General features: G+C 42.1%; 23 protein-coding genes, 5 pseudogenes and 1 riboswitch. Of the genes and pseudogenes, 21 read left to right on the top strand and 7 right to left on the bottom strand.

Annotated elements, in window-relative coordinates:
* Positions 1 to 102: 102 nt before the first annotated feature.
* The 8 genes from JCM19038_RS19105 (at position 103) to JCM19038_RS19075 (ending at position 6,347) form a co-directional block, all read left to right on the top strand.
* Positions 103 to 486, top strand: coding sequence for a thiol-disulfide oxidoreductase DCC family protein (locus tag JCM19038_RS19105; protein ID WP_042420936.1), 384 nt, complete (start codon positions 103 to 105; stop codon positions 484 to 486).
* Positions 487 to 574: 88 nt separating this feature from the next.
* Positions 575 to 686: riboswitch (SAM riboswitch) on the top strand.
* A 171-nt stretch (positions 687 to 857) separates the two neighbouring features.
* Complete coding sequence (metK, locus tag JCM19038_RS19100) at positions 858 to 2,081, top strand: methionine adenosyltransferase (protein ID WP_042420934.1); 1,224 nt, start codon at positions 858 to 860, stop codon at positions 2,079 to 2,081.
* A 159-nt stretch (positions 2,082 to 2,240) separates the two neighbouring features.
* Positions 2,241 to 3,191 carry an ABC transporter ATP-binding protein gene (locus JCM19038_RS19095; RefSeq protein ID WP_042420932.1) on the top strand — a complete coding sequence of 317 codons (951 nt, stop codon included), beginning with the start codon at positions 2,241 to 2,243 and terminating at the stop codon, positions 3,189 to 3,191.
* Positions 3,188 to 3,919 carry an ABC transporter permease gene (locus tag JCM19038_RS19090; protein ID WP_042420930.1) on the top strand — a complete coding sequence of 244 codons (732 nt, stop codon included), beginning with the start codon at positions 3,188 to 3,190 and terminating at the stop codon, positions 3,917 to 3,919. Before JCM19038_RS19095 ends, JCM19038_RS19090 begins: the two co-directional genes overlap by 4 nt.
* A complete protein-coding gene (locus tag JCM19038_RS24060) occupies positions 3,916 to 4,209 on the top strand; it encodes a hypothetical protein (RefSeq protein WP_238554496.1) in 294 nt (97 codons plus the stop codon). The genes JCM19038_RS19090 and JCM19038_RS24060 overlap by 4 nt, the downstream gene beginning before the upstream one ends.
* Positions 4,152 to 4,604 carry an ABC transporter permease gene (locus tag JCM19038_RS24055; RefSeq protein ID WP_373903411.1) on the top strand — a complete coding sequence of 151 codons (453 nt, stop codon included), beginning with the start codon at positions 4,152 to 4,154 and terminating at the stop codon, positions 4,602 to 4,604. The genes JCM19038_RS24060 and JCM19038_RS24055 overlap by 58 nt, the downstream gene beginning before the upstream one ends.
* Positions 4,605 to 4,689: 85 nt before the next feature.
* Positions 4,690 to 5,733, top strand: a complete 1,044-nt coding sequence (locus JCM19038_RS19080; RefSeq protein WP_052362023.1) for a sensor histidine kinase — start codon at positions 4,690 to 4,692, stop codon at positions 5,731 to 5,733.
* On the top strand, positions 5,730 to 6,347 hold the full coding sequence (locus tag JCM19038_RS19075) for a response regulator transcription factor (protein WP_042420928.1): 618 nt from the start codon (positions 5,730 to 5,732) through the stop codon (positions 6,345 to 6,347). The genes JCM19038_RS19080 and JCM19038_RS19075 overlap by 4 nt, the downstream gene beginning before the upstream one ends.
* A 278-nt stretch (positions 6,348 to 6,625) precedes the next feature.
* On the opposite strand, the gene JCM19038_RS19070 is transcribed toward JCM19038_RS19075, so the two are convergent.
* Together JCM19038_RS19070 and JCM19038_RS19065 are read right to left on the bottom strand one after the other, a co-directional pair.
* On the bottom strand, positions 6,626 to 7,858 hold the full coding sequence (locus JCM19038_RS19070; RefSeq protein WP_042420925.1) for an aminopeptidase: 1,233 nt from the start codon (positions 7,856 to 7,858) through the stop codon (positions 6,626 to 6,628).
* Positions 7,855 to 8,386, bottom strand: a pseudogene (locus tag JCM19038_RS19065) (gamma carbonic anhydrase family protein). Before JCM19038_RS19065 ends, JCM19038_RS19070 begins: the two are co-directional and overlap by 4 nt.
* A 168-nt stretch (positions 8,387 to 8,554) precedes the next feature.
* Between JCM19038_RS19065 and JCM19038_RS19060 the strand changes: the two are divergent.
* Both JCM19038_RS19060 and JCM19038_RS19055 read left to right on the top strand, forming a co-directional pair.
* Positions 8,555 to 9,339, top strand: a pseudogene (locus tag JCM19038_RS19060) (lysophospholipase).
* 24 nt (positions 9,340 to 9,363) lie between these two features.
* The gene (locus JCM19038_RS19055) at positions 9,364 to 10,440 is read left to right on the top strand and encodes a tetraprenyl-beta-curcumene synthase family protein (RefSeq protein WP_042420923.1); all 1,077 of its coding nucleotides are present in this window, start codon (positions 9,364 to 9,366) and stop codon (positions 10,438 to 10,440) included.
* Between the two features lie 24 nt (positions 10,441 to 10,464).
* Here JCM19038_RS19055 and JCM19038_RS21400 read toward each other — a convergent pair whose 3' ends face one another.
* The 4 genes and pseudogenes from JCM19038_RS21400 to JCM19038_RS19030 all read right to left on the bottom strand — a co-directional run bounded on the left by JCM19038_RS21400 (position 10,465) and on the right by JCM19038_RS19030 (position 12,482).
* Positions 10,465 to 10,917 carry a DinB family protein gene (locus JCM19038_RS21400; RefSeq protein WP_052362021.1) on the bottom strand — a complete coding sequence of 151 codons (453 nt, stop codon included), beginning with the start codon at positions 10,915 to 10,917 and terminating at the stop codon, positions 10,465 to 10,467.
* Positions 10,918 to 10,928: 11 nt separating this feature from the next.
* Positions 10,929 to 11,426, bottom strand: a complete 498-nt coding sequence (gene moaC / locus JCM19038_RS19045; protein ID WP_042420920.1) for a cyclic pyranopterin monophosphate synthase MoaC — start codon at positions 11,424 to 11,426, stop codon at positions 10,929 to 10,931.
* A pseudogene (locus tag JCM19038_RS24050) lies at positions 11,423 to 11,976 on the bottom strand (molybdenum cofactor guanylyltransferase). Before JCM19038_RS24050 ends, moaC begins: the two are co-directional and overlap by 4 nt.
* Before the next feature lie 17 nt (positions 11,977 to 11,993).
* Entirely contained in the window at positions 11,994 to 12,482 is a 489-nt protein-coding gene (locus tag JCM19038_RS19030) for a molybdenum cofactor biosynthesis protein B (RefSeq protein WP_042420913.1), read from the bottom strand.
* 95 nt (positions 12,483 to 12,577) lie between these two features.
* On the opposite strand from JCM19038_RS19030, the gene moaA reads away from it, so the two are divergent.
* The 7 genes from moaA to moaD are packed head-to-tail and all read left to right on the top strand — an operon-like array spanning position 12,578 to position 17,080.
* On the top strand, positions 12,578 to 13,594 hold the full coding sequence (moaA, locus tag JCM19038_RS19025; RefSeq protein WP_255343404.1) for a GTP 3',8-cyclase MoaA: 1,017 nt from the start codon (positions 12,578 to 12,580) through the stop codon (positions 13,592 to 13,594).
* A gap of 12 nt (positions 13,595 to 13,606) precedes the next feature.
* Positions 13,607 to 13,828: a ThiF family adenylyltransferase gene (locus JCM19038_RS24655; RefSeq protein ID WP_052362019.1), complete on the top strand. Its 222-nt coding sequence runs from the start codon at positions 13,607 to 13,609 to the stop codon at positions 13,826 to 13,828.
* Between the two features lie 5 nt (positions 13,829 to 13,833).
* Entirely contained in the window at positions 13,834 to 14,622 is a 789-nt protein-coding gene (locus JCM19038_RS19020; protein ID WP_052362018.1) for a ThiF family adenylyltransferase, read from the top strand.
* A gap of 12 nt (positions 14,623 to 14,634) precedes the next feature.
* A complete protein-coding gene (gene glp / locus JCM19038_RS19015; RefSeq protein WP_042420912.1) occupies positions 14,635 to 15,915 on the top strand; it encodes a gephyrin-like molybdotransferase Glp in 1,281 nt (426 codons plus the stop codon).
* Positions 15,885 to 16,418: a molybdopterin-guanine dinucleotide biosynthesis protein B gene (mobB, locus tag JCM19038_RS19010; protein WP_052362016.1), complete on the top strand. Its 534-nt coding sequence runs from the start codon at positions 15,885 to 15,887 to the stop codon at positions 16,416 to 16,418. Before glp ends, mobB begins: the two co-directional genes overlap by 31 nt.
* On the top strand, positions 16,399 to 16,848 hold the full coding sequence (locus JCM19038_RS19005; protein ID WP_042420910.1) for a molybdenum cofactor biosynthesis protein MoaE: 450 nt from the start codon (positions 16,399 to 16,401) through the stop codon (positions 16,846 to 16,848). Before mobB ends, JCM19038_RS19005 begins: the two co-directional genes overlap by 20 nt.
* Positions 16,841 to 17,080 (top strand): molybdopterin converting factor subunit 1, encoded by a 240-nt coding sequence (gene moaD, locus JCM19038_RS19000; RefSeq protein ID WP_042420907.1) that lies wholly within the window; start codon positions 16,841 to 16,843, stop codon positions 17,078 to 17,080. Before JCM19038_RS19005 ends, moaD begins: the two co-directional genes overlap by 8 nt.
* Positions 17,081 to 17,132: 52 nt before the next feature.
* On the opposite strand, the pseudogene JCM19038_RS18995 reads toward moaD, so the two are convergent.
* Positions 17,133 to 17,933 (bottom strand): annotated as a pseudogene (locus tag JCM19038_RS18995) (formate/nitrite transporter family protein).
* Positions 17,934 to 18,115: 182 nt separating this feature from the next.
* Here JCM19038_RS18995 and fdhF point away from each other — a divergent pair.
* The 4 genes and pseudogenes from fdhF to fdhD all read left to right on the top strand — a co-directional run bounded on the left by fdhF (position 18,116) and on the right by fdhD (position 22,488).
* Positions 18,116 to 21,021 (top strand): annotated as a pseudogene (gene fdhF, locus JCM19038_RS18990) (formate dehydrogenase subunit alpha).
* A complete protein-coding gene (locus tag JCM19038_RS18985) occupies positions 21,021 to 21,422 on the top strand; it encodes a DUF1641 domain-containing protein (RefSeq protein WP_042420905.1) in 402 nt (133 codons plus the stop codon). The pseudogene fdhF and the gene JCM19038_RS18985 overlap by 1 nt, the downstream one beginning before the upstream one ends.
* 35 nt (positions 21,423 to 21,457) lie before the next feature.
* Positions 21,458 to 21,673: a hypothetical protein gene (locus JCM19038_RS18980; protein ID WP_152549523.1), complete on the top strand. Its 216-nt coding sequence runs from the start codon at positions 21,458 to 21,460 to the stop codon at positions 21,671 to 21,673.
* 11 nt (positions 21,674 to 21,684) lie between these two features.
* Complete coding sequence (fdhD, locus tag JCM19038_RS18975) at positions 21,685 to 22,488, top strand: formate dehydrogenase accessory sulfurtransferase FdhD (RefSeq protein ID WP_042420973.1); 804 nt, start codon at positions 21,685 to 21,687, stop codon at positions 22,486 to 22,488.
* Positions 22,489 to 22,520: the final 32 nt, after the last annotated feature.

The raw sequence follows: 22,520 nt of genomic DNA, 5'->3' as shown, positions 1-22,520 counted from the left end.
TGAAATTAGTATAACACATTTTGATTTATAGTCTATACTATTTTTCGATTTCACAAAGGTGTCATGTTTAACGTGGATTTTATAAAAAAGGTGTGATCAACTATGGACTCATGTGTCGTCTTTTATGATCAACAATGTACGATTTGTCAAAAAACAAAGCGTGTGATCCAAACCTACGACCAGTTTAACCATGTTAAATGGGTGGATCTGCATGAACCTGAGTTAGAACAACAATATCCGTTTGTTCAATCAACTGATTTAACGAAAGAAATGCATGTTTTAATCAATTCGACGTTCGTGTATCGTGGTTTTGATGGTGTTATTAGGCTACTGGAAGAACACGCATTATTAAAGTACCCGATGCGCATCATAAACATGAGACCATTTAATTTGATTGGCAAAGGATTATATAGGAAGATTGCCGAAAATCGGCCAATCATTGGGCAACATTGCAATCATGATCAATGCAATATCGACAATTCTTAGTCAATAGAACAGAAAATTCTACGATTCGATTAATTCCCTTGTCGAGATTTGCAATTCTTCGCGTTTGCCGTTATATTTACTTGGTAGGCTTTTATCAGGAGAAGGTGGAGGGACAGGCCCTGTGAAACCCAGCAACCATCTGTAGTCATGCAGATAAGGTGCCAACCTGGCAAAACATCATCTGTTTTGCAAGATAAGAGGCGAAAGGTGAAAGGTAATGCCCCTTCCCTCATCGGTGAAGGGCTTTTTTTCATGAAATCATACGATACAACTCGCCCTTATATTCTTTATGGTTCTTGCCATAAAGGGAAATGAAGTGTTTTGAGTCGATACACGCACTCTAGGGCACTTCAAACATATAAAGTAATACAGTGTTTCATAAGGAGGAGAATCATGGAAGCAAATGGGCGTCGCTTTTTACGTCAGAATCTGTAACAGAAGGCCATCCAGACAAGATTTGTGATCAAGTGTCTGATGCAATCTTAGATGAAATTTTACGACATGATCCAAACGCAAGGGTGGCATGTGAAACAGTAGCCAACACCGGAATGATTTTAGTAACTGGAGAAATTACAACTACGACGTACGTTGATATTCAAAAAATCGTACGTGAAACGTTAACTGAAATCGGGTACACGCGAGCGAAGTACGGCTTAGATGCTGAAACGTGCTCAATTCTTACTGCGATTGATGAGCAATCTCCTGATATTGCTCAAGGTGTTAACGCAGCACTCGAAGCTCGCGAAGGCGCAATGACCGACAAAGAAATTGAAGAGATCGGTGCTGGCGATCAAGGGTTAATGTTTGGTTATGCGGACAATGAAACGAAAGAATATATGCCTATGCCAATTTCATTGTCACACCGACTTGCCCGTCAATTAGCAAAGGTCCGTAAAGACGGCACAGTAGATTACTTACGACCTGATGGAAAAACACAAGTGACAATTGAGTATGATGAAGATGACAAACCAGTACGAATCGATACGATTGTTATCTCAACACAGCATCATCCAGAAGCAACACTAAAGCAAATTGAGCGTGATTTGCAAAAGCATGTGATTGAACCGATTGTCCCAGAAAAGTGGGTCGACGAAAAAACGAAGTTCTTTATTAATCCGACAGGACGCTTCGTGATTGGTGGACCTCAAGGGGATGCAGGTTTAACTGGACGAAAGATTATTGTTGATACGTACGGCGGATTTGCTCGCCACGGTGGAGGCGCGTTCTCAGGAAAGGATCCAACAAAAGTTGACCGTTCGGGTTCCTATGCCGCACGCTATGTTGCGAAGAACCTCGTAGCCGCTGAACTTGCAGAGAAATGTGAAGTTCAATTGGCTTATGCGATTGGGGTTGCAAAGCCTGTCTCCATTTCAATTAACACGTTTGGTACGGGTAAAGTAAGTGAAAGTGAACTGCTTACGCTCGTTGAAGGTCATTTTGACTTGAGACCTGCAGGCATCATTAAAATGCTCGACTTACGTACTCCGATTTACAAACAAACCGCAGCTTACGGACATTTCGGCCGTACAGATGTTGATTTACCATGGGAACGTACGGATAAAGCAGACCAACTCAAAAAAGCAGCAAACGTCTAAACGATGTAAAAGCCTTGTCATTATGACAAGGCTTTTTTTGTTGTGGAGTATAGGTTGTCCTTTCATGTTGCCATGACAATAATCTAATGACAGATGTCACTACTTATTGATGCAAGAACGCTACATACTAAAGGTAATCTAATTGGGATGGTGAAAAGAATGACAATTGCATCAATCAAAGGCATCGTAAAGCGGTATAAAGATCAAATTGCTCTTGATTATGTTGATTTGGATATTCATGAGGGAGAAGTTCTCGGTTTGCTCGGACCTAACGGTGCAGGAAAAACGACGCTCATTCAATGCTTAATGGGGATTATTCCTTTTGATAAAGGCGCGATTCACCTATTCGGGGAAGAGGGAGCGGTATTTAACCATGTAAATAAAAAGAAAATGGGTCTCGTTACGCAAGAGATTACGGTGTTTGAAGAATTAACGGCGAAAGAAAACTTAGAGTTTTTTGCAGGCGTATACGGTTTGAAAGGTGAAGAAAAGAAACAGCGTGTCAAAGAAGCGCTTGAGTTCGTTGGATTATCGTCAAAGGCAAAGCAATCGCCAAACAAATTCTCAGGTGGAATGAAGCGGAGGTTGAACATTGCTTGTGCACTTACCCACCGACCAAAGCTTCTAATCATGGATGAGCCGACCGTTGGTATTGATCCGCAATCAAGAAATCATATTCTAGACGCTGTCAGAAAGCTAAAAGAACAAGGCACGACCATTTTGTACACGACGCATTATATGGAAGAGGTTCAATCGATTGCTACACGGGTTGTGATCGTTGATCAAGGTCAAGTGATTTCAGAGGGAACGGTGGATGAATTAATCAAAAACATTCAGCATGAAGAGAAAATCTTCATTGATGTAAACGATGTTTCAACGATTCCAATCGAGCGTTTACAAGGCTTAGAAGGTGTTAAGCAAGTACAAGTGAGCGGATCAGTCGTGCAAATCATTTCAAATGCGGGTGCAGGCAATCTTGATCGAGCGCTTTCAATCGTGAAAGAAACGAGTGGTGTCGTCGGAATTCAAGCAGAAAAGCCGAATTTAGAAGATGTCTTTCTAACACTTACAGGCAAACAACTTCGTGATGGAGAGGATGATCCTTCATGAGGGAACTAGCTACGATTCGGTTCATTGGAATTAGAATGAGTCGTGATTTTATTACGATGCTTTTGTTGCTTGTCGTTCCGATCATTTTAATTACGGTCTTTTCAATTATTCTAGGAGAAGTGGAAGGGCATACTGGTACACCGATTAGAGATGAAACCGTTGTCCTTTTAGTTCTCGGATTTCAACTGTTCGGCGGTGCGATTACCATGAATTACGTTCATCAAGACCTCTTTGCAGAAAGAAAGGATCGCTTACTTTCATTACCGATGAATACGAGGTTATATGGATTTACGATAATGCTTGCAGGCATCGTTTACTCGATTGTGTTAGGAATGATACTAATCGCTTATACGACCATAGTCTTTGATGTGAACTGGGGTAATTTCATTTGGGCTTTGCTCGTCATTACACTCATGTCGTCATTATCAAGCATTGTTTGCCTCGTGTTCACCTTTTCAGTGAAGAACTTTAAAATCGCCGAGCGGTTAAGTGAGGTGTACGGTGTAGGGATGATTTTACTGGCAGGGATGTTCTTTCCGATGCCAGACAATGCTTTGATCAACACGTTCAATGATTATGTGAACCCGCTTATGCTAGCGTATTCGTCCATTGATCAAGTAAGGGATGGAGGGCTTTCTGACGGCTTTTTGTATGCAGTACTGCTTAGTGTGATCATCATCATTGCTTTTGGATTGTTGCTTCTTACCGGACGGAGGCGCATGCCATGACAATATTTCGGTTTGCACTCAAACGAATACTACGAGATAAAACGAACGTTTTGTTTCTAACACTGTTTCCAATCACTGCGATTTTTCTACCTTTAGCTCAAGAAGGTTGGCCACTGCTTCCTCTCGGTTATCAATATTTTGGTGTTCTATTACTCTTTGTTAGCATTCGCCTTACGAGCATTATGATTGAGGATCGTCAAAAAGGGGTTGTGAAACGCTTGCCGCCGCACCTGTGTCACACTTTAACTACTTGTGGCAAAACTTGCTCGCATTTTCGGTCATTATGGTGATCCAAACCGTCTTTGTCATCATAGGTGGGCATGTGTACGGTCATGAATTATATGAGCCTTGGAACTTGACGATTCTTTATATTGTCTTTACGTTCACATCCATTTCAATTAGTCTCGCTTGGAACTCATTATATAGAAGTAAAGAATCATCATTTCTAATATTTATGGCAGTAATCGTTTTGATGGCATTGCTCGGTGGAATTCTTTTTCCTGTGGAGATGATGCCTGAAGCATTTGAAAGAATTGCTGTAATCTTTCCAACGTATTGGCTCTCAGAAGGTATTGAATGGATTGTCTTAGGTGAAGATCGCGGAGATTTCTTGTTCATTAATGGTGTTTTACTGTTGTATGCATTGTTCTTTTTAATCATAGGAAGCATACGAAGAATTAGTTAGAGAGTTACGTATCGCCCTTCAGCTCTTGAGCGGAGGGCCTTTAACACTTATAGTAAGTTTAATGAGGTGATCATTTGGTGAATGTATGGCGATTTATGAACATCGTGTTTTTAATTGCACTATGGATGTACCAAGATCCCCCCTTGTTAGTTTCTTATTTGTAATTTCCCTCGCGATCATCGTCTGCTTATGGTGGCGTTTTCGTCTTCCGAGTTGGACGATCATCATTGATTTACTTTTATGCTTTCTATTTATTCCGATTTGGAGTAGTAGTGCATACGGATTAGCGTTACCTGTATTTGAAATGATGTCTCGTCAAAAATATCGCTTCTTAATTATTGTGATCGTACTTCTTGCTTTATTTGAGCTTTATTCAATCGTTTTATTATGGCTACTTTTCCAAGCAGGTGTTTTTGGTGTTTGGGACGCAAGTACGAGTAAACAACGTGAACGATACATAACTGAAGCGGACCGGGAACGTCACGCCCGCCATGCCCTCGAAAACGTGAAAGAAGAGTTGTTGCAGTCTAGTCGCAAAGCGGCCCAACTGGCAGAAGTGTCTGAACGTAATCGGATTGCGCGAGATCTTCATGATCACGTTGGTCATGATTTAACTGGAGCAAACCTTGCCTTAGAAGCCTACGAGCAATTAGAAGGAAAAGAAGCAGAAGTAATGTTAAATGAAGTGAAACTTCGCGTAGCTCGTAGTACAGCAATGCTTCGTGACACGGTCCATGATATGACGCCAGTTGCAAGAATCGGTGTTGATGTGCTCGAACATATTGCCAAGGAATTTATTCATACGCCAGTTTCTTTTCAGCGTTCAGGAGATATGCAGCTTGTTCCCGTTCATTATTGGGGTCTATTAGAACCTTGTTTAAAAGAAGCGTTAACGAACGTGGCAAGGCATAGTGACGCAACTGAAGTAAACGTTAATCTTGATGTAACGATGTATTTAGTGAGGTTAAGCATTCAAGACAATGGGACTGGATCAAAGCATCTAGGAGAAGGTAGCGGCATTAGGAACTTAAAAGTGCGTGCCCGAGCAAATGGTGGCAGCGTAACTGTCAATACTGTAAATGGTTATCAAGTTGTATGCGTATTACCGCTTGAGGAGGACAAAAGATGAAGTTATTAATCGTTGACGACGATCCCCTTGTAAGGCAAAGCTTAACCTTATTATTGGAAAAGGAAGCAGACTTTACGGTCATAGGTGTAGCTTCAGATGGTGAGGAGGCTCTGCGTTTTTGCGAAACACACCAACCTGATGTCATTCTTATGGATATTCGCATGCCTGTGATGGATGGAATCGAATGCACAAAACGAGTGAGTGAAACGTGGCCACAAATTCGAATTATGATGCTAACAACGTTTAAGGATGAGCATAACATTCGTCTTGCACTAAACGCAGGGGCAAAAGGATACGTCTTAAAATCCTCCTCCATTGATGATATGGCACAACAAATTCGTACGCTTGCAGCAGGAAGTTCAGTTCTCGATGCGGATGTGCTAAAGGAAATTGTGAATCCAACCGAACAGTATCAGCATGTTGATCATTTAACAAAAAGAGAAAATGACATTGTCGAAGCGATTGCAAAAGGGCTGTCCAATCAAGAGATTGCTGATTCGCTCTTTTTAAGTGTTGGTACGGTGAGAAATACACTCTCGGTAATCTTAGATAAATTAGAATTAAGAGACCGCACACAGCTTGCGATTTTTTATTGGAAACAAGTTCGAAAGTAAAATGAGCAACATTGCAGGAGCGGTTTAATGATATGAGCCAACGCTACACCCCGTAGATGTTTCTGACACTTCACACACCCATAATTGCCGCATAAACGTTTGGATTTGACGATTTTCCTTCTTGGTAAAAGAGAAATCATTAAAATCTAACATAAAACTTTAAAATCGCCAGGTAAACATTTGATATAGTGGGATTTCCCCCTTATGAAATAATCAAATGTCCAACATAGAGAAGAAAACCCTAGTTCTCTGAACCAGGGTTTTTTCGATGATCTGTATTAGATTGCCCATTCTCCGTTACGGAACACCGCTTCGCGAGTTCCATCTGCATGGATCCCATCGATGTCCATATCAGCAGCGCCCATCATAAAGTCTACGTGAGTGATGCTTTGGTTAATGCCATTTGCTTCGAGCTCTTCTTTGTTCATTTCTTTGCCACCTTCAATGTTAAAGGCGTATGCACTACCGATGGCTAAGTGGTTTGAAGCATTCTCGTCAAAAAGCGTGTTATAAAAGATTAGATCCATATCAGAAATTGGTGAACGGTGAGGAACTAGTGCTACTTCACCGATGTATTTTGAACCTTCATCGCCTTCTAAAATGCCCTTTAATGTTGCTTCACCTTGAGCGGCTTTGAAGTCGACAATCTTGCCGTCTTTAAACGTTAAAGTAAAGTCCGTAATTAATGTGCCACCGTAGTTGAGTGGCTTTGTACTCGTGACGGTGCCATTCACTCCGTGTTTCTTCGCTGCAGTAAACACTTCTTCAGTAGGGATGTTGGCAACAAAATCAACCCCAGCTTTACTCGTGCTACCACCTGAAGCCCAAATGTGTGTTTCTGGTAGTTCAATTATTAAGTCAGTACCGGTTGCTTTATAGTGTAGGGCGTGGAATTTCTTGTTGTTAAGCTTTTCGCGTTTTTCATCAAGTACGGCTAGGTGATTTTGCCAAGCTTCAACAACATCGTCTTCATGCATGCGTGTCGCTTGGAAGATGTCATTCCAAAGCTTTGAAACTGCTTGTTCATCGCTTTCGTTCGGGTACACTTTCTTTGCCCATGCTGCAGATGGAACAGCAACAATCGACCAACTTACTTTGTCTGACTGAATATAGCTTCTAAACGTTTCATTCGCTTGTCCACCTGCTTTTTGTTGCATGGCAACATGTTCAGGGTTGGCTTCTTTTAATAGGTCGGGATTGCCACCAGTAATTGAAAGAAACGCAGCGTCTTCTTTTGCTGCTTCAACAAGTGGGTCAGCTTTCCATTGTGGATAGGTTTTGAACGCTTCTTCGTCCGCATATTGGAATTTAAGACGAGTTGCTTCTTCATCATTCCATTCAATATGCACGTTGTGTGAGCCAAGTTCGTAAGCTCGTTTTGTGAGAGCGTGAACAAATGGAGCGGCATACGTGGGTGTTCTGACGTAAAGCGTTTGTCCTTTTTGTAAATTCACACCTACTTTAAGTGCTAAATCTGCGTAGTTTTCAAGATTCTGTTGGAATTCGGTCATGATTCATCGCTCCTTTGTTGTTGTTGCTGTTTGTATGTCTTTCCCCGTTCAACATATTCATCTAATTCGTGAGAGTTCGCGTCGATCTTCTTCTGTTAACTCTCGTACGACGCGGGCAGGACTTCCTAGTGCAAGTGTGCGTGGAGGGATTTTCGTTCCAGGAGTTACGAGGGCACAAGCTCCAATGAACGCTTCTTCACCAATTTCAGCGCCATCAAGAACGGTTGCTTTCATACCGATGAGCGCGTTTTTTTTGATCGTACAGCCGTGTAACATCGCTTGGTGTCCTACCGATACATCATCTTCAATGATTACCGGGTTACCTGGACTTTGATGGATCATTGATTGATCTTGGATGTTTACTCGTTTGCCGATGATTGTTCGATCAACATCTCCTCGGATTACGGTGTGGTACCACAATGTTGACTCCTCACCAATAACGACGTCTCCAGTGACGATTGCACCTTCGGCTAGAAAAACGGTTGAATCAATCGTTGGATGTATGTCTTTATAAGGGTAAACGCTCATAGGTGTAAAACTCCTTTCAATTCATTTCCAGTGTACCAAAAAAGCCCAATAAGAACGAAACTTTTAGTTGGATCTGCGTGATTATCCCACAATAGATGAAAAAAATAGCGACATATGGTGTAATAGAAGAATAAATGTTGGCAATGACGACATAGGAGTGAATGAAACATGCGGATTTGGGAAGCAGAACAAGCGATCGGTGTTTTTGTCATTGTACACGGAGCTGGAGAACATTATGGTCGTTATACGTGGCTAATAGAGCGATTAAATCGCGAACATTTCCACGTGATTGCAGGTGACCTTCCAGGGTTTGGGAGAACGCGAGGAAAACGAGGCATATTGATCATTTTGAGCAATACATTGATGCGGTTCACCATTGGTATAAAGAAGCGGTAACGTATGAATTGCCGGTCTTTTTATTTGGTCATAGTATGGGAGGCTTATCAGTCATTCGCACGATGATGGAGAAACAATTACCGGTTCGCGGTGTTGTATTATCGTCGCCGTGTCTCGCACTGTACGATCCTCCGAATAAAGCATTAACAGCGGTGGCAAAAGGAATTCATCGAATCGTTCCAACGTTTAGTGTGAAAAGCGGAATTAAAACCGATCATGCAACGAGGAATGAAGACGTGCGATCTGATTTTCATAAAGATGAGCTTTTCGTACATACGGTATCGGTACGTTGGTATCAAGAGATGCAAAAAGCGATGAAGACAAGCTTGGATCATGCGTATGAATTTCCAAATGTATCGCTATTGCTTTTGCAAGCTGGAGAAGATTATTTAGTTGAAAAGACCGCTTCACATGAATGGTTTAATCGACTTCGAATTGAAGACCGTTCCATGAGGGAATGGCGTGGCTTGTATCATGAGCTATTTAATGAACCAGAACGTGAAGATGTGTTTCGCTTTATGTTGTATTTTATGTGGCAACGATTGGGAAGACTTTAATTGAGAAGTATTTAGGAGGAAGTTATGAATTTTCAGGTGCCAAAAAAGCCGTGGACGATTCTTTTACGGACATACAAAGAGACGATCCCAGAAGTTCATCGTCAACTTGAACATTGGAAAGCACGCGCAACACAAATGCCAGACCAACAACTAAGTAAACAAGCGGTTTGGACGATTGATGATAAAGACTTCCACTGCGAAGGTGGTAGTGTGCTTGCAATGCTTGCAGGAGGAAACAAGGAAGCATTTATTCGCTTCCTTTGCGCGTACCAAACGATCTGTGATTACTTAGATACCCTTTGTGATAAAAGTGAATCACAAGACCCAGAAGACTTTCGCGCATTGCATGATGCACTGTTAGATGGACTCACACCTGGTGCAGAGTTAAAAGACTACTACCGTGTGCGTGGTGGTTATGACGATGGTGGGTACTTACATGAACTCGTAAAAACGTGTCAGGAAACGGTTCAGACGTTCCCGGGGTTTGTGGAAATGCAAGAAGATATGAAAGAAGTCGCTCAGTATTACGTTGACTTCCAAGTATATAAGCATGTGCCTGAACATGAGCGTGAAGGGCTATTAAAGGCATTTTTTGAAGAGCATAAACACAAATTCCCTGAGCTTCGTTGGTATGAATTTTCTACGGCGGTCGCTTCTACATTAGCGCTTTATTGCTTAGCAGCATACGCTGCAGCATTGCCTCGTACGAAGGAAGAGTCAAAGCAAATTAAAGAAGGTTATTTCCCGTGGATGCAAGGTGTTCACATTATGCTTGATTATTTCATTGATCAAGAAGAAGACTTCCAAGAACAAGAAATGAACTTTGCGGCGTATTATGAGAGCGAAGATGAAATGGTGGAGCGCTTCCACTTCTTAGATCGAAAAGCTGAAGAAAATTTACGTGGTCTGCCGGATGAAGAATTTCATCGGATGATTAAGCGTGGGTTATACGCCATCTATTTATCAGACGGTAAAGTTCAAGGCAATATGGAAATGAAGCATGCAGCGAAGCGGTTAATTCAGCTTGGTGGAATGCCGACGAAGATTTTTTATTACAACAGCTGGATTTTTAGAAGTCGTAAAGATCGAGTAAATTCATAGAAGCACACGGAGGCGATTGAGCAATCAATCGCCTTTTGTGTTGTCGATAAATGAGTTCATTTCTTTTAAATGATGTACATCGTGTTCTTCAAATAAAGTTCGGAGCGAGTTGGCAGTCATCGTTCCTCGTTCCTGTTCAATCTTAAATTCAATGGTTTTAGGATACTTTTCATAGGCTGCTAATAATTGTCTTCGTTGTTTAAGAAACGTTTGGAGCATTTCTTTGGCAGCATATCGGTTACTTTTCTCGGTTGCCTTTTCGTTGAACAAATCATGATCTGGAAACGCTTGGATTATTGCTCCATTAGTTATAGATGGAATGATTTCTTTAAGAATGTATTGATCCCAATAGTACATATGACCAACCGTTTGTTTAATCGACCATTTGCCTTGTTGCAAGGGGGTTTCTAATCGTTGTTCAGGTAGCCTACATAGCTTCTTAATTTCATCGTTTACCCATTCATCATGTCGGTGCATCTGAATTCCTCCTAGTCGTGTGATTGTGTTCTCGGGTGATGAAAATCTCCGTTTTTCCCTCCGGTTTTTGTAAGCAATAACGTTTCTTCTATGATCATCCCTTTATCGATCGATTTACACATATCGTAAAACGTCAAAGCGGCTGCACTAACAGCCGTTAACGCTTCCATCTCCACGCCAGTATTCGCTTCTACCGTCACAGTGGCGGTGATGACTAAAAGGTGATCGCCTTCGTCTTCCTCAAAACGAAAATCAATGTCTGTTCCTTGAATCATAATCGGATGACACATTGGAATCCAGTCAGGTGTTTTTTTCGCTGCCATAACACCGGCTACTTGTGCAACAGATAGTGGATCACCCTTTTGAAGAGATTGATCGTGAATGGCTGTGTAGAGAGCGCTTGATAAGCGAATCTTTGATTGAGCTACAGCTTTCCGTACGGTTCTCGGTTTTTCTTGAACGTTCACCATCCGTGCACGTCCGTCTTTATTAAAGTGAGAGAAACTCATCGTCTGACCCCTTTCCAATCGTGTTCGTAATTAATATTGATAAAGTCATGTTTATTTGAAAAATTAATGGTTCTCGTGTTTACACGTTCAATTAACGTCCGCATCGAAGCATCTTTACTTGATTGATGTTGAAGTGCTCGTAAGCAATTACGGTGATAAAGCCCGTGTAATGGTTGCAATTTCCCATTGTTTATTGGAAGTAAACAATCATAATCCGGTTTTGTACGTAAATGGTTTTGTAATTCGATTAGTAGTTGAGGGGTAACCGTAGGCAAATCACCAGCCAACACTTGAAACCATTCGAAATCTGCATGCAGAGCACTCATAGCGCCGTGTAAAGCGTGCATCGGCCAGCATGTGGGGACTGGTCAATGAGTACATGTACACCGTGTGTTAAAAAGTGTTCATTCAAGTTGTTGTTCGTTAGCACGTAAATGTCGTGAATGTTGGCTTTTTGTAGCGCCTGAACACTCTTCATCCAGAGCGCTTCATTTTCATGAAATTCAAACAGTTTTTGTTTCCCATAACGCGTTGAGCGTCCGCCAGCCATAATCAGTCCAGCGATTGTCATTTTATAAGCTCCCTGCTCACATGATTGATTGTTGGTAGAATTAGTTCCGTCATCGCAAGCGTTACGGCGTGAACAGATCCTGGAAGAGAGAAGATGGCGGTTTGGTTGGTTGTCCCTGCGATTGCATTGCTAAGCATGGCTCGTGCTCCAATTTCTTCATAACTTTTAAAGCGAAAGAGTTCACCGAAACCGTGTATCGGTGTCTCGATCAGTTGTTCAACCATTGAATACGTATTATCACGTTCACTTATACCGGTTCCACCTGTCGTAATAATGATCGAAATTCGCTCGTCTTGAATCCAGTCTGTTAAAACAGCTTGTAGATGAAGAGGATCATCTTTTATGAGCTTGCGATCAACGATTGTATGAAGGGGTGAAAGTAGTTGTTCAATTTTTGTGCCGCTTTTGTCTTCAGTCAGATTCCGCGTATCACTTAATGTGAGAATGGCGACAGATGAAGAGTTGTGATCATGTTTATGATGCATATGCTTGTCTTCCCTCGCCTTCTGTATGTTAGAATAATACAAATTGTACATCATTTGCTACTTCTATAGTAAATGAACGTGAAAGGAGTCGTAAAGTGGCAGCCAATCCCGTTAATGATCAGTTTCGTCGACCGTTGAAAGATTTGCGCATCTCGATTATGGATCGGTGCAATTTTCGATGCTCCTATTGCATGCCTAAAGAAATTTTTGGACCAGATTATGTATTTATGAATGAAGAGCAGTTGTTGTCGTTTGATGAAATCGTCAGGATTGCAGATCAATTTGCGCAGCTGGGCGTGACTAAGCTTCGAATTACAGGTGGCGAACCGCTGTTACGTAAAGGGGTTGCATCTCTTATAGAGCGCCTTAAACAAATCGAAGGAATCAATGATCTTGCGTTAACGACAAATGGTGTGATGTTACCGAAGTTAGCATGTGAGTTAAAAGCTGCTGGTTTAGAGCGTGTGAACATTAGCTTTGATGCGCTATCCATTGAGACGTTCCAAGCGATGAGTGGTAGGAAAACGTCACCAGATGCTGTCATTCGTGGTATTAAAGCGGCAAAAGAAGCAGGACTAGGCGTGAAGATTAACATGGTTGTACAACGTGGTGTTAATGAACATGAAGTACTTCCGATGGCACAATTTTGCAAACGAGAACAAGTCACATTACGTTTCATTGAATTTATGGACGTTGGTCAAACGAACGGTTGGAATTTTGATCAAGTCGTCTCAAAAAAAGAATTGCTCGATCAAGTAAAGTCGTTTTCGCCTGTTGTTCCGGTTGATGAGGAATACTATGGAGAGGTAGCAAAACGGTATCGTTATTTGGATCAAGCCAGTGAAGTAGGATTTATCTCGTCAGTCACGGAAACGTTTTGTGGATCGTGTACGAGAGCCCGGATCAGTGCAGATGGAAAGCTTTATACGTGTTTGTTTTCAGAGACAGGAATAGACTTAAAAGAACTCGTTCGAGAAGGTGAAAGTGACGAATTGTTAGGTGACTCAATCAGACAGATTTGGGAGAAGCGACGAGATCGTTATTCCGAAACGAGAACAGAAGAAAGTGCAAGAAGTCGCAAGAAAATAGAAATGTCCTATATTGGTGGATAAGGGGGACGTTACGTGAACCGATACGAAAAGCAAATGTCTTTTTCACCGATTGGCAAGGCCGGACAAGATCGACTTGAACAAGCACATGTTTTACTCATTGGTGTCGGGGCACTTGGAAGTGTAAGTGCAGAAACGCTCGTTCGTGCAGGAGTGAAGACGGTCACCATCGTTGACCGCGATTATGTTGAATTAAGCAATTTGCATCGCCAACAATTGTATTGTGAAGCGATGTAGAGCAAGTGTTACCAAAGGCAATCGCTGCGAAGAGGCGATTAGAAGAAATTAATTCAGATGCTACAATCGAAGCTCACGTCATGGATGCAACAGCACGTAACTTGGAACCACTGCTAAGCGATGTCGACATTTTAATTGATGGAACTGATAATTTTGATATTCGTTTTATTATGAATGATCTGTCTGTGAAGCATAACATTCCGTGGGTGTTTGGTGCCTGTGCAGGGTCATACGGCATGACGAAGTTTTTTGAGCCGAATGAAGATCCTTGTTTAATGTGCGTAATGAAGTTCATTCCAGGTGAGGCAATGACGTGTGACAGCCACGGAGTCATTGCCCCAGTTATTCAACAAACGTCATTAATGCAAACTGTACACGTATTAAAATGGTTAATTGGTAAATCCGATGAAATTGACCGATCAATAAGTATCTATGACATTTGGGAAGGCAACTATCAGAAATTCTCAATGAAAAAAATGAAAAAAGAGTCGTGCAAAACGTGCGGAAGTGAGCGCGCGTTTCCGTATCTTAAATCGCTACAACAGACCGACATCGCGGTGCTCTGTGGCCGCGATACGATTCAAATTCGTATGAAAGATCGGTCATTTGATCTCTCGCATCTAGAAATGAAGTTGACCGCATACGGCAAAACAAAGAAGAATTCGTTTTTACTATCCTTCACTGAGCATCAATCAGGAAAGCGGATGGCGATCTTTAAAGACGGGCGAGTGCTCGTTCACGGTACGAACGATGTTGAAGAAGCAAAGGCATTTTATTATGAAATGATGGAATAAGGAGGGGTTACTTTGGTAGAAGTACGTAGACCCATTTCAATTTCAGATGCGGTGAGCCGTGTGATGAACTATGAATTTAACCAGGCAATCGATTATGTGCCACTATTGGAAAGTGACTTACGGTTTTTAGCAGAAGATTTACTTGCAGACCACGATGTTCCGCCTTTTAATCGCGCACCTTATGACGGATATGCCATTCGCTCTGAAGATACGAGTCAAGCAAGTAGGCAAAATCCAACGCGATTACACGTTGTAGGAGATATTGGTGCAGGAAGTTTATATACAGACGATCTTGAAAATGGTCAAGCAGTTCGCATCATGACGGGCGCACAAATGCCAAGTCAAAGTGATGCAGTTGTGATGTTGGAAGAAATACATACAAATGAAGCAGATATGGTTACAATTATTCGTCCTCACCACCATAACGAGAACATTTCATTTCAAGGTGAAGATACGAAAAAAGATCAAGTGCTCATAGAAAAAGGGGCGATCATTCATCCTGGTACCGTTGCGTTACTGGCAACGTTTGGTTACGATATCGTCCCTGTGTTTCGAAAACCACGAATTGGAATTCTTGCAACGGGTAGCGAGCTATTAGATGTTCACGAACCTTTACAACCTGGGAAAATCCGAAACAGCAATGCGTACATGGCGGCATCTCAAGTAAAACGTGCTGGTGGCATTCCAGTCATGTATGGAAAACTTCCTGACGAATTGGATGCATGTGTGGATGTTGTGACTGATGCGTTACAAGAAGTCGATGCAATGATTACAACAGGCGGTGCTTCTGTTGGTGATTATGATCTCGTGCCACAACTTGTTGAACGTCTTCATGCGACGACACTTTTTAACAAAGTTGCTATGCGTCCAGGTAGTGTCACGACAGTTGCTGAAAAAGATGGACAGTTGATCTATGGTTTATCAGGTAACCCTGGTGCATGTTATGTAGGGTTTGAACTGTTTGTCCGACCGTTAATACGCAAAGCACTCGGTGCACGTGATTTGCATTTAAAACGATCCATTGGTGTGTTAGACAGTGATCACCCTAAACCAAATCCGTACACAAGGTTGATTCGTGGTGTTGCTTTGGAGCGTGAAGGCGTACAATATGTGAAACCATCTGGACTAGACAAATCGAGTTCTGTTATTGCACTCGGAGAAGCTGACGTATTGATCGTTTTACCTGCAGGATCAAAAGGGTACAAGCGTGGGGAAGAAGTGAATCTATTAGATCTACATGATCAAAAAGGTAGTCAATGGCCATGGGACATCCCAATTGTATCGTACAAATAGTCGGGTATAAGAACGCGGGGAAGACAACAACAATCTCCAAGCTCATTTGTGCCCTAGAGCAAAGAAACCTTACATCCACAGTCATTAAACATCACGGTCACTCGCCTGTTCCACCAAAAGCAAGATACGATAGCGAACGCTTTATTACAGCAGGTGCAAAAGCGAGTTTCGTAGAAGGTGGCGGAGAAGTTAGCATTCAATTAAAGAAAGAAATGTCGCTAACTGAATTGCTGCAATTACAATCTCTCGTGATGACGGTGGATGTTGTATTTGTTGAAGGGTTTAAAGATGCGATTTTACCTAATATAGTCTTGTTGCGAGATCAGGGAGATCTTTCGTTAATGAATCGCTCTCAAACAATCGGTATTGTTCAACGTGAATGTTTTGATGTGGATAGCAAAGGGACAGCGGTATTTTTACGTCATGAGGAAGAAGCGTGGGTTTCCTACTTCGTTAGTCAAATTGTAGAAATGAGGAACGAACATGTTCAAAATCACCTATGAACCGATTGCAGTCAACGAACTCATTGAACAAGTTCTACACAATAATGTAGGGGCTATACAGACATTTATCGGTACAGTGAGAGAAATGACACACGAAAAGCAGACCTTGCGATTAGAGTACCATGCATATGAATCGATGGCAGTCAAAATGCTAGAGCGAATTGGCAAAGAGATCGAGGAAAAGTGGCAAGGAACAACCGTCGCAATTACACATCGACTAGGAACGTTAGCAATTCAAGAGATCGCTGTCGTCATTGCTGTAAGCTCACCCCATCGACAAGCGTCCCATGAGGCAACTTCGTATGCGATTGAACGTATTAAAGAGATTGTGCCGATCTGGAAAAAAGAATATTGGGCAGATGGTAGCTTTTGGGTCGGAGATCAGCTTGAACGAAACGCTTACAATGAGAAGGAGGGTCATCATGGTTGATGTATTATTTTTTGCTGGAATGAAAGAAAAAATCGGACAAGCAACCGTACACGCTGACCTTGCAGGGAAAACCGTACGAGAACTTAAACAGTGGGTTGAGCAAACGTACACGCTTCCTAAGGGGAGTTTAGAGCGAACGATGATCGCCATTAATGAAGAATTTGTGGAAGATACGGATTACGTACAGTCAGGAGATACGGTCGCTTTTATTCCGCCGGTAAGTGGTGGGTAAGGAAGCCAGTGAAATTCTGCGCTAAAACTGATGTGTTTTAGCGCAACTAGGCTTAAGCACTTTTTTTCTCGTTTGTTAACGCTTCTTTATGAACACTGATTACAAAATACGTCGTAGCGACAAATACTGCGCCACCGATGATGTTACCGATCGTTACTGGGATGAGGTTGTAAATGAATCCTGCAAACGTCACTGACTCTGGTCCTCCGTGTAGCAATGCAATGCCTAAAATCGACATATTCGCAATGCTATGCTCAAGACCTGCAGCAATGAATGCCATAATTAACACGAATATTAAGAATGATTTCGCGATATCACCATCTGCACGAAGAGATGTCCAAATGGCAAGACAGACAATCCAGTTGCATAGAATGCCTCTAAAGAAAAGTTCCATCATCGGGGCGTTCATTTTCTCTGCAGCAAGTGTAAACATGTAATGGCTATCGTTGGCTCCATGAAATATTCCGGTAAATAGAATGAGAAACGATAAGAGAATGGCCCCGATTAAGTTGCCGAAATAACTCCAGCCCCAAATCGTTAACGTTTGTGACCAACTCGTAATTCTTGAAAGAGAACTTACAGTGAAAATGAGGTTATTACCTGTAAAAAGTTCCGACCCGGCTCATAAAACGAGTGCAAGGGCAACACCGAACGTAGCCCCTGTCAAAACATCTAAGATTGGAGAGCCTGAACTATGTAGTGGTTGTCCGACGGAAAATAAAACGATGGTACCAATGCCAACATAAGCCCCTGCGAGAATCGAGGCGAACAAATAGCGAAGTGGAGATGAAGAAAACAATCTATATTTGGTTTTTGCTTGTTCGTTTAACGTAGAGAGCGTGTCTTTGTACATGCCACTCCTCCTTCAGGCGAATAGTGTTTGTTACCCAAAAAAGATAGACTTAAAACAGCGTCCGATGATTAATGTTTAATGATTTTAAATTAAGGGAAAATAAAGTAAATTAAACTTATGAATAACAAGGAGGAGATCGGGTGACTCAAACGATGACCGTAACGATTAACGGAAAGCAAGAAATGTTCACTAGCGAACAATCCGTACTTGAAAGACTACAAAAAATGGACATGCAAGTGCCAAGTCTTTGTTTTCATCCAAGTCTAGGGGCTATTGAAACGTGTGATAGTTGTATCGTAAAAGTAAACGGCGAGTTCATTCGGGCGTGTTCCACAAAGATTAATGATGGCGATGTTGTTGATTCAATCAGTGCTGAAGTTCATGAAGCGCAGTTGATTGCAATGGATCGCATGCTTGGGAATCATGAGTTGTATTGCACAGTTTGCGATTACAATAACGGGAATTGTGAGATACATAACGCTGTTAAAGAGATGAAGATTAGCCACCAAGAAACCCCTCATTCAACAAAAGAGTCCACGGTTAATCGTAACGCATTTTACCGGTATGACCCCGATCAGTGTATCCTCTGTGGTCGTTGTGTTGAGGCGTGTCAAGATGTCCAAGTCACTGAGACACTATCCATTGACTGGAATCTAAAGCGTCCAAGGGTAATTTGGGACAAAGATACGACAATTGATGATTCTTCGTGTGTTAGTTGTGGTCACTGTTCAACGGTCTGCCCTTGTAATGCCATGCTTGAAGTCGGGATGGAAGGTGAAGCAGGATTTCTTACCGGGATTAAGAAAGAAACGTTCAGACCAATGGTTAATATTACGAAAAATGTAGAAACAGGCTATGAATCACTCATGACGATCTCAGATGTCGAAGCAGCAATGCGTGAAGAGCGAATAAAGAAAACGAAAACTGTTTGTACGTACTGTGGTGTCGGCTGTTCATTTGATGTGTGGACAAAGGACCGGAAGATTTTAAAGATTCAACCTCAACCTGAAGCGCCGGCGAATGGAATTTCGACATGTGTGAAAGGAAAGTTCGGTTGGGATTATGTGAACAGTGAAGAACGCCTAACGAAGCCTTTAATACGTGATGGTGATTCGTTTCGTGAAGCTGAGTGGCAAGAAGCGCTTGATTTAATTGAACGTAAATTTAAGAAAACGTTAAATGAAAAAGGTTCCGATGCTCTCGCTTTTATTTCATCATCCAAGTGTACAAATGAAGAATCGTATTTAATGCAAAAGCTTGCGAGAGGAGTTGTTGGCACGAACAACATTGACAACTGTTCGAGGTATTGCCAGTCTCCGGCTACGATGGGGCTTTGGCGTACAGTTGGGTATGGTGGTGACTCCGGTGGAATCAATGATATTGCCAGCGCTGAACTGATTATTTCAATTGGCTCGAATACGGTCGAGTCACATCCTGTTTTGTCTACGAGAGTGAAGCGTGCGCAAAAGCTAAATGGTCAGAAGGTCATCGTCGCTGACCTAAGAAAGCATGACTTAGCGGAGCGCTCAGATTTATTTGTAAAACCTTCTCCAGGAAGTGATCTCGTTTGGCTCTCTGCTGTCACAAAGTACATTGTCGACCAAGGATGGCACGAGGAGGCATTTTTGGCAGAGCATGTAAATGACGTTGAAGAATATTTGATTAGTTTAGCGCCATATACGCTCGAGTACGCGTCAGAAGTGACCGACTTAACGAGAGAAGAGCTTATCGAAATCGCGACGATGATTCATGAAGCAAAGACAACAGCTGTACTTTGGGCGATGGGTGTGACGCAGCATGGCGGTGGAAGTGATACGAGTACTGCAATTTCTAACTTGTTACTTGTTACCGGCAATTACATGAAGCTGGAGCAGGTTCTTACCCACTTCGTGGTCATAACAACGTTCAAGGGGCAAGCGATTTTGGCAGTATGCCTGATCGTTTACCAGGATATCAGTATGTAACCGATGATGAGGTTCGTTCTCGTTTTGAAGCGAACTGGGGAGTATCGTTATCGAATGTGCCAGGTTTGAACAACCATGAGATGGTTGATGCCATTCACGAAGGCAGCTTAGACGTGTTGTATTTAAAAGGTGAAGATATGGGAATTGTTGATTCTAATATTAATTACGTGCAATCGGCACTCGAGAAGTTATCCTTCTTTGTTGTCCAAGATATTTTCTTTACGAAAACGTGTCAATATGCAGACGTTGTCTTACCTGCAAGTCCAAGCTTAGAGAAAGAAGGGACGTTCGTTAATACAGAGCGACGTTTCCAACGGCTATACCAAGCGCTCGAACCTTTAGGAGATTCAAAGCCAGATTGGCAAATCATTATTGAAATTGCGAATCGAATGGGTGCGGGTTGGGCGTATAATCATCCGAGTGAAGTGATGGCAGAAGCGGCTTCATTAACACCTTTATTTGCTGGTGTTTCGTATGAGCGATTAGAAGGATACGATAGTTTGCAATGGCCAGTTAAAGAAGATGGAACGGACACCCCACTTTTATTTACCGATGGATTTGCGTTACCTGGTGGCAAAGCAAGGTTATGGCCAGTCGAATGGACGAAGCCGTTACAATTTGAAGAGGAGTATGATTTACATGTGAATAACGGTCGCTTGCTTGAGCATTTCCATGAAGGCAATATGACGTACCAAACTGAAGGCATAACGAAGAAGACTCCGAACGTCTTTTTGGAAGTGTCTCATGAATTGGCGAACGAACGAGGGCTTGAAGATGGTACGACTGTGCGCCTAACTTCTCCGTATGGAGCGGTTAAAGTCGATTGTGTTGTCACCGATCGTGTCGTCGGTAAACAAGTGTATTTACCGATGAATTCGAGAGGTGAAGGTGCGATTAATTATTTGACAAGCTCCCATTCTGACAAAGACACAGATACACCAGCATACAAAGAGATCTCAGCGAAGATGGAGATTCTTAAGCAAAAAGGAGAATCGCCTCTACCGAAAACAAATCATCGCTACGGCAACCCACAACCACAAGTTGGCGTTAACGTTGAAGCGAAGTGGGCCAGATCTGATTACACGTTCCCTGGAGATCTTGTGAAGAAGAGGAGGGGGATGTAATGGCGAAAGCTACGACGGTCATTCATAAAATCGAAAAAGATCCAAAGGAGCTTCATGAACAACAAGTTAAGGAGATCGAGTCGCTACTTGTAGAACATAAAGATTCGATTGAAGACGTGCTCACGATTATTCATCAACTTCGGGATCGTGAAGTATTAAATTTGGCTCACGGTGCCCTGGGTCAAAGCGAGCATGTCTTACATCGGATTGTCACCGCGATGGATACGAAAGAAACGACGCAATCGATTAAAAACGCATTGCTTATTTTCCAGTTATTAGGAACGGTTAATATGAATGAACTAGAACCAATTGTATTGAAGTTAAACCATGGAATCAAGATGGCAGCAGAATATGATCATAGTGATCAGAACGCAGGAACCTTAGGCTTATTCGCTCCTTAAATGACAGAGAAGTCATTGAAGGGATGAATGTGCTCATGAAGTTCGTGAAAGGCTTTGGTGTTGATGAAGCTCAAGAAGAAAAGATCGAACCTCAATTGGAACGACTTGAGCATCCGGAAAAGGAAATGGGAACTCAAAATCGAGGATCAACATCCAACACGAAGCCGGCTCGGGGTTATGCGCCTAGATGGTTTGGATTTCTAACTGGAGCACTTGTAATACTCGTTCCACTACTCATTAGGAAGAAGTAAGGATGACACGTATGGACGAAGAACGTGTAGAGTATGAGATTGTCCGCTATACTCACTCAAATGTTGAAACAGTTCAAGACCACATTGTCGTTGAACGACCTGTGACGATTAAAGTAAATGGTGAAGAACTGCTTACGATTGTAAGTTCACCTCAATACGTGAAGGACATGGTGATTGGTTATCTCATATCAGAAGGAATTGTAAATCGAATACAAGACATTGAATCAATTCGGTGGAATGCTAAAGACGGATTTGTTCACGTGCGGTTGACGCGTGCGCTTTATCCACTGTCTCAACAGATGCAGACGAAACGTTATCTTACATCATGTTGTGGGATGAGCCGTCAAGCATTGATCTTTGCAAGTGACGCGAAAACAACTAAGATCATGACGAGTCGAAATGTAATCATCAGTCAAAGGCAATGTTTTCAATTGATGAACGAATTACAAGAACACTCAAGTATTTTTAGAGAAACAGGTGGCGTTCATAATGCAGCGCTTGCTACAAAAGACGGAATCGTCGTAATGCGTGTAGATATTGGTAGACACAACGCGTTAGATAAGATCTATGGCCACTGTTTAAGAAATAAGATTTCATTGGAAGATAAAGTGCTCGTTTTTAGTGGAAGACTATCCTCTGAAATCGTGCTTAAAGCTGCAAAAATTGGCTGTGAAGTGATCTTATCAAAATCAGCCCCGACAGACAGGGCGATTCAAATTGCAAAAGAACAGCAAATTACGATGGTTGGCTTTATAAGAAAACAATCGATGAATGTGTACACCTGCTCTGAACGAATCTACGAAGACAAATCGTGAGCAGCAACTAGCAACTCCATAAAGGAGTTGCT

The sequence above is a fragment of the Geomicrobium sp. JCM 19038 genome, from assembly GCF_000698125.1.
Classification (GTDB): Bacteria; Bacillota; Bacilli; order Bacillales; family Marinococcaceae; genus Geomicrobium_A.
The sequence above is the reverse complement of the archived record's forward strand: the minus strand, read 5'-3'. Positions and strand labels throughout refer to the sequence as shown.

Coding starts and splice junctions, on each gene's coding strand:
- moaD (WP_042420907.1), top strand. CDS start 16,841: ATGGTTGATGTATTATTTTTTGCTGGAATGAAAGAAAAAATCGGACAA.
- JCM19038_RS21400 (WP_052362021.1), bottom strand. CDS start 10,917: ATGCACCGACATGATGAATGGGTAAACGATGAAATTAAGAAGCTATGT.
- JCM19038_RS18980 (WP_152549523.1), top strand. CDS start 21,458: ATGAAGTTCGTGAAAGGCTTTGGTGTTGATGAAGCTCAAGAAGAAAAG.
- JCM19038_RS19090 (WP_042420930.1), top strand. CDS start 3,188: ATGAGGGAACTAGCTACGATTCGGTTCATTGGAATTAGAATGAGTCGT.
- fdhD (WP_042420973.1), top strand. CDS start 21,685: ATGGACGAAGAACGTGTAGAGTATGAGATTGTCCGCTATACTCACTCA.
- JCM19038_RS18985 (WP_042420905.1), top strand. CDS start 21,021: ATGGCGAAAGCTACGACGGTCATTCATAAAATCGAAAAAGATCCAAAG.
- JCM19038_RS24060 (WP_238554496.1), top strand. CDS start 3,916: ATGACAATATTTCGGTTTGCACTCAAACGAATACTACGAGATAAAACG.
- JCM19038_RS19105 (WP_042420936.1), top strand. CDS start 103: ATGGACTCATGTGTCGTCTTTTATGATCAACAATGTACGATTTGTCAA.
- JCM19038_RS19070 (WP_042420925.1), bottom strand. CDS start 7,858: ATGACCGAATTCCAACAGAATCTTGAAAACTACGCAGATTTAGCACTT.
- JCM19038_RS19005 (WP_042420910.1), top strand. CDS start 16,399: ATGTTCAAAATCACCTATGAACCGATTGCAGTCAACGAACTCATTGAA.
- moaC (WP_042420920.1), bottom strand. CDS start 11,426: ATGAGTTTCTCTCACTTTAATAAAGACGGACGTGCACGGATGGTGAAC.
- JCM19038_RS19095 (WP_042420932.1), top strand. CDS start 2,241: ATGACAATTGCATCAATCAAAGGCATCGTAAAGCGGTATAAAGATCAA.
- JCM19038_RS19080 (WP_052362023.1), top strand. CDS start 4,690: ATGGCGATTTATGAACATCGTGTTTTTAATTGCACTATGGATGTACCA.
- JCM19038_RS19030 (WP_042420913.1), bottom strand. CDS start 12,482: ATGCATCATAAACATGATCACAACTCTTCATCTGTCGCCATTCTCACA.
- JCM19038_RS19055 (WP_042420923.1), top strand. CDS start 9,364: ATGAATTTTCAGGTGCCAAAAAAGCCGTGGACGATTCTTTTACGGACA.
- JCM19038_RS19075 (WP_042420928.1), top strand. CDS start 5,730: ATGAAGTTATTAATCGTTGACGACGATCCCCTTGTAAGGCAAAGCTTA.
- mobB (WP_052362016.1), top strand. CDS start 15,885: ATGGGACATCCCAATTGTATCGTACAAATAGTCGGGTATAAGAACGCG.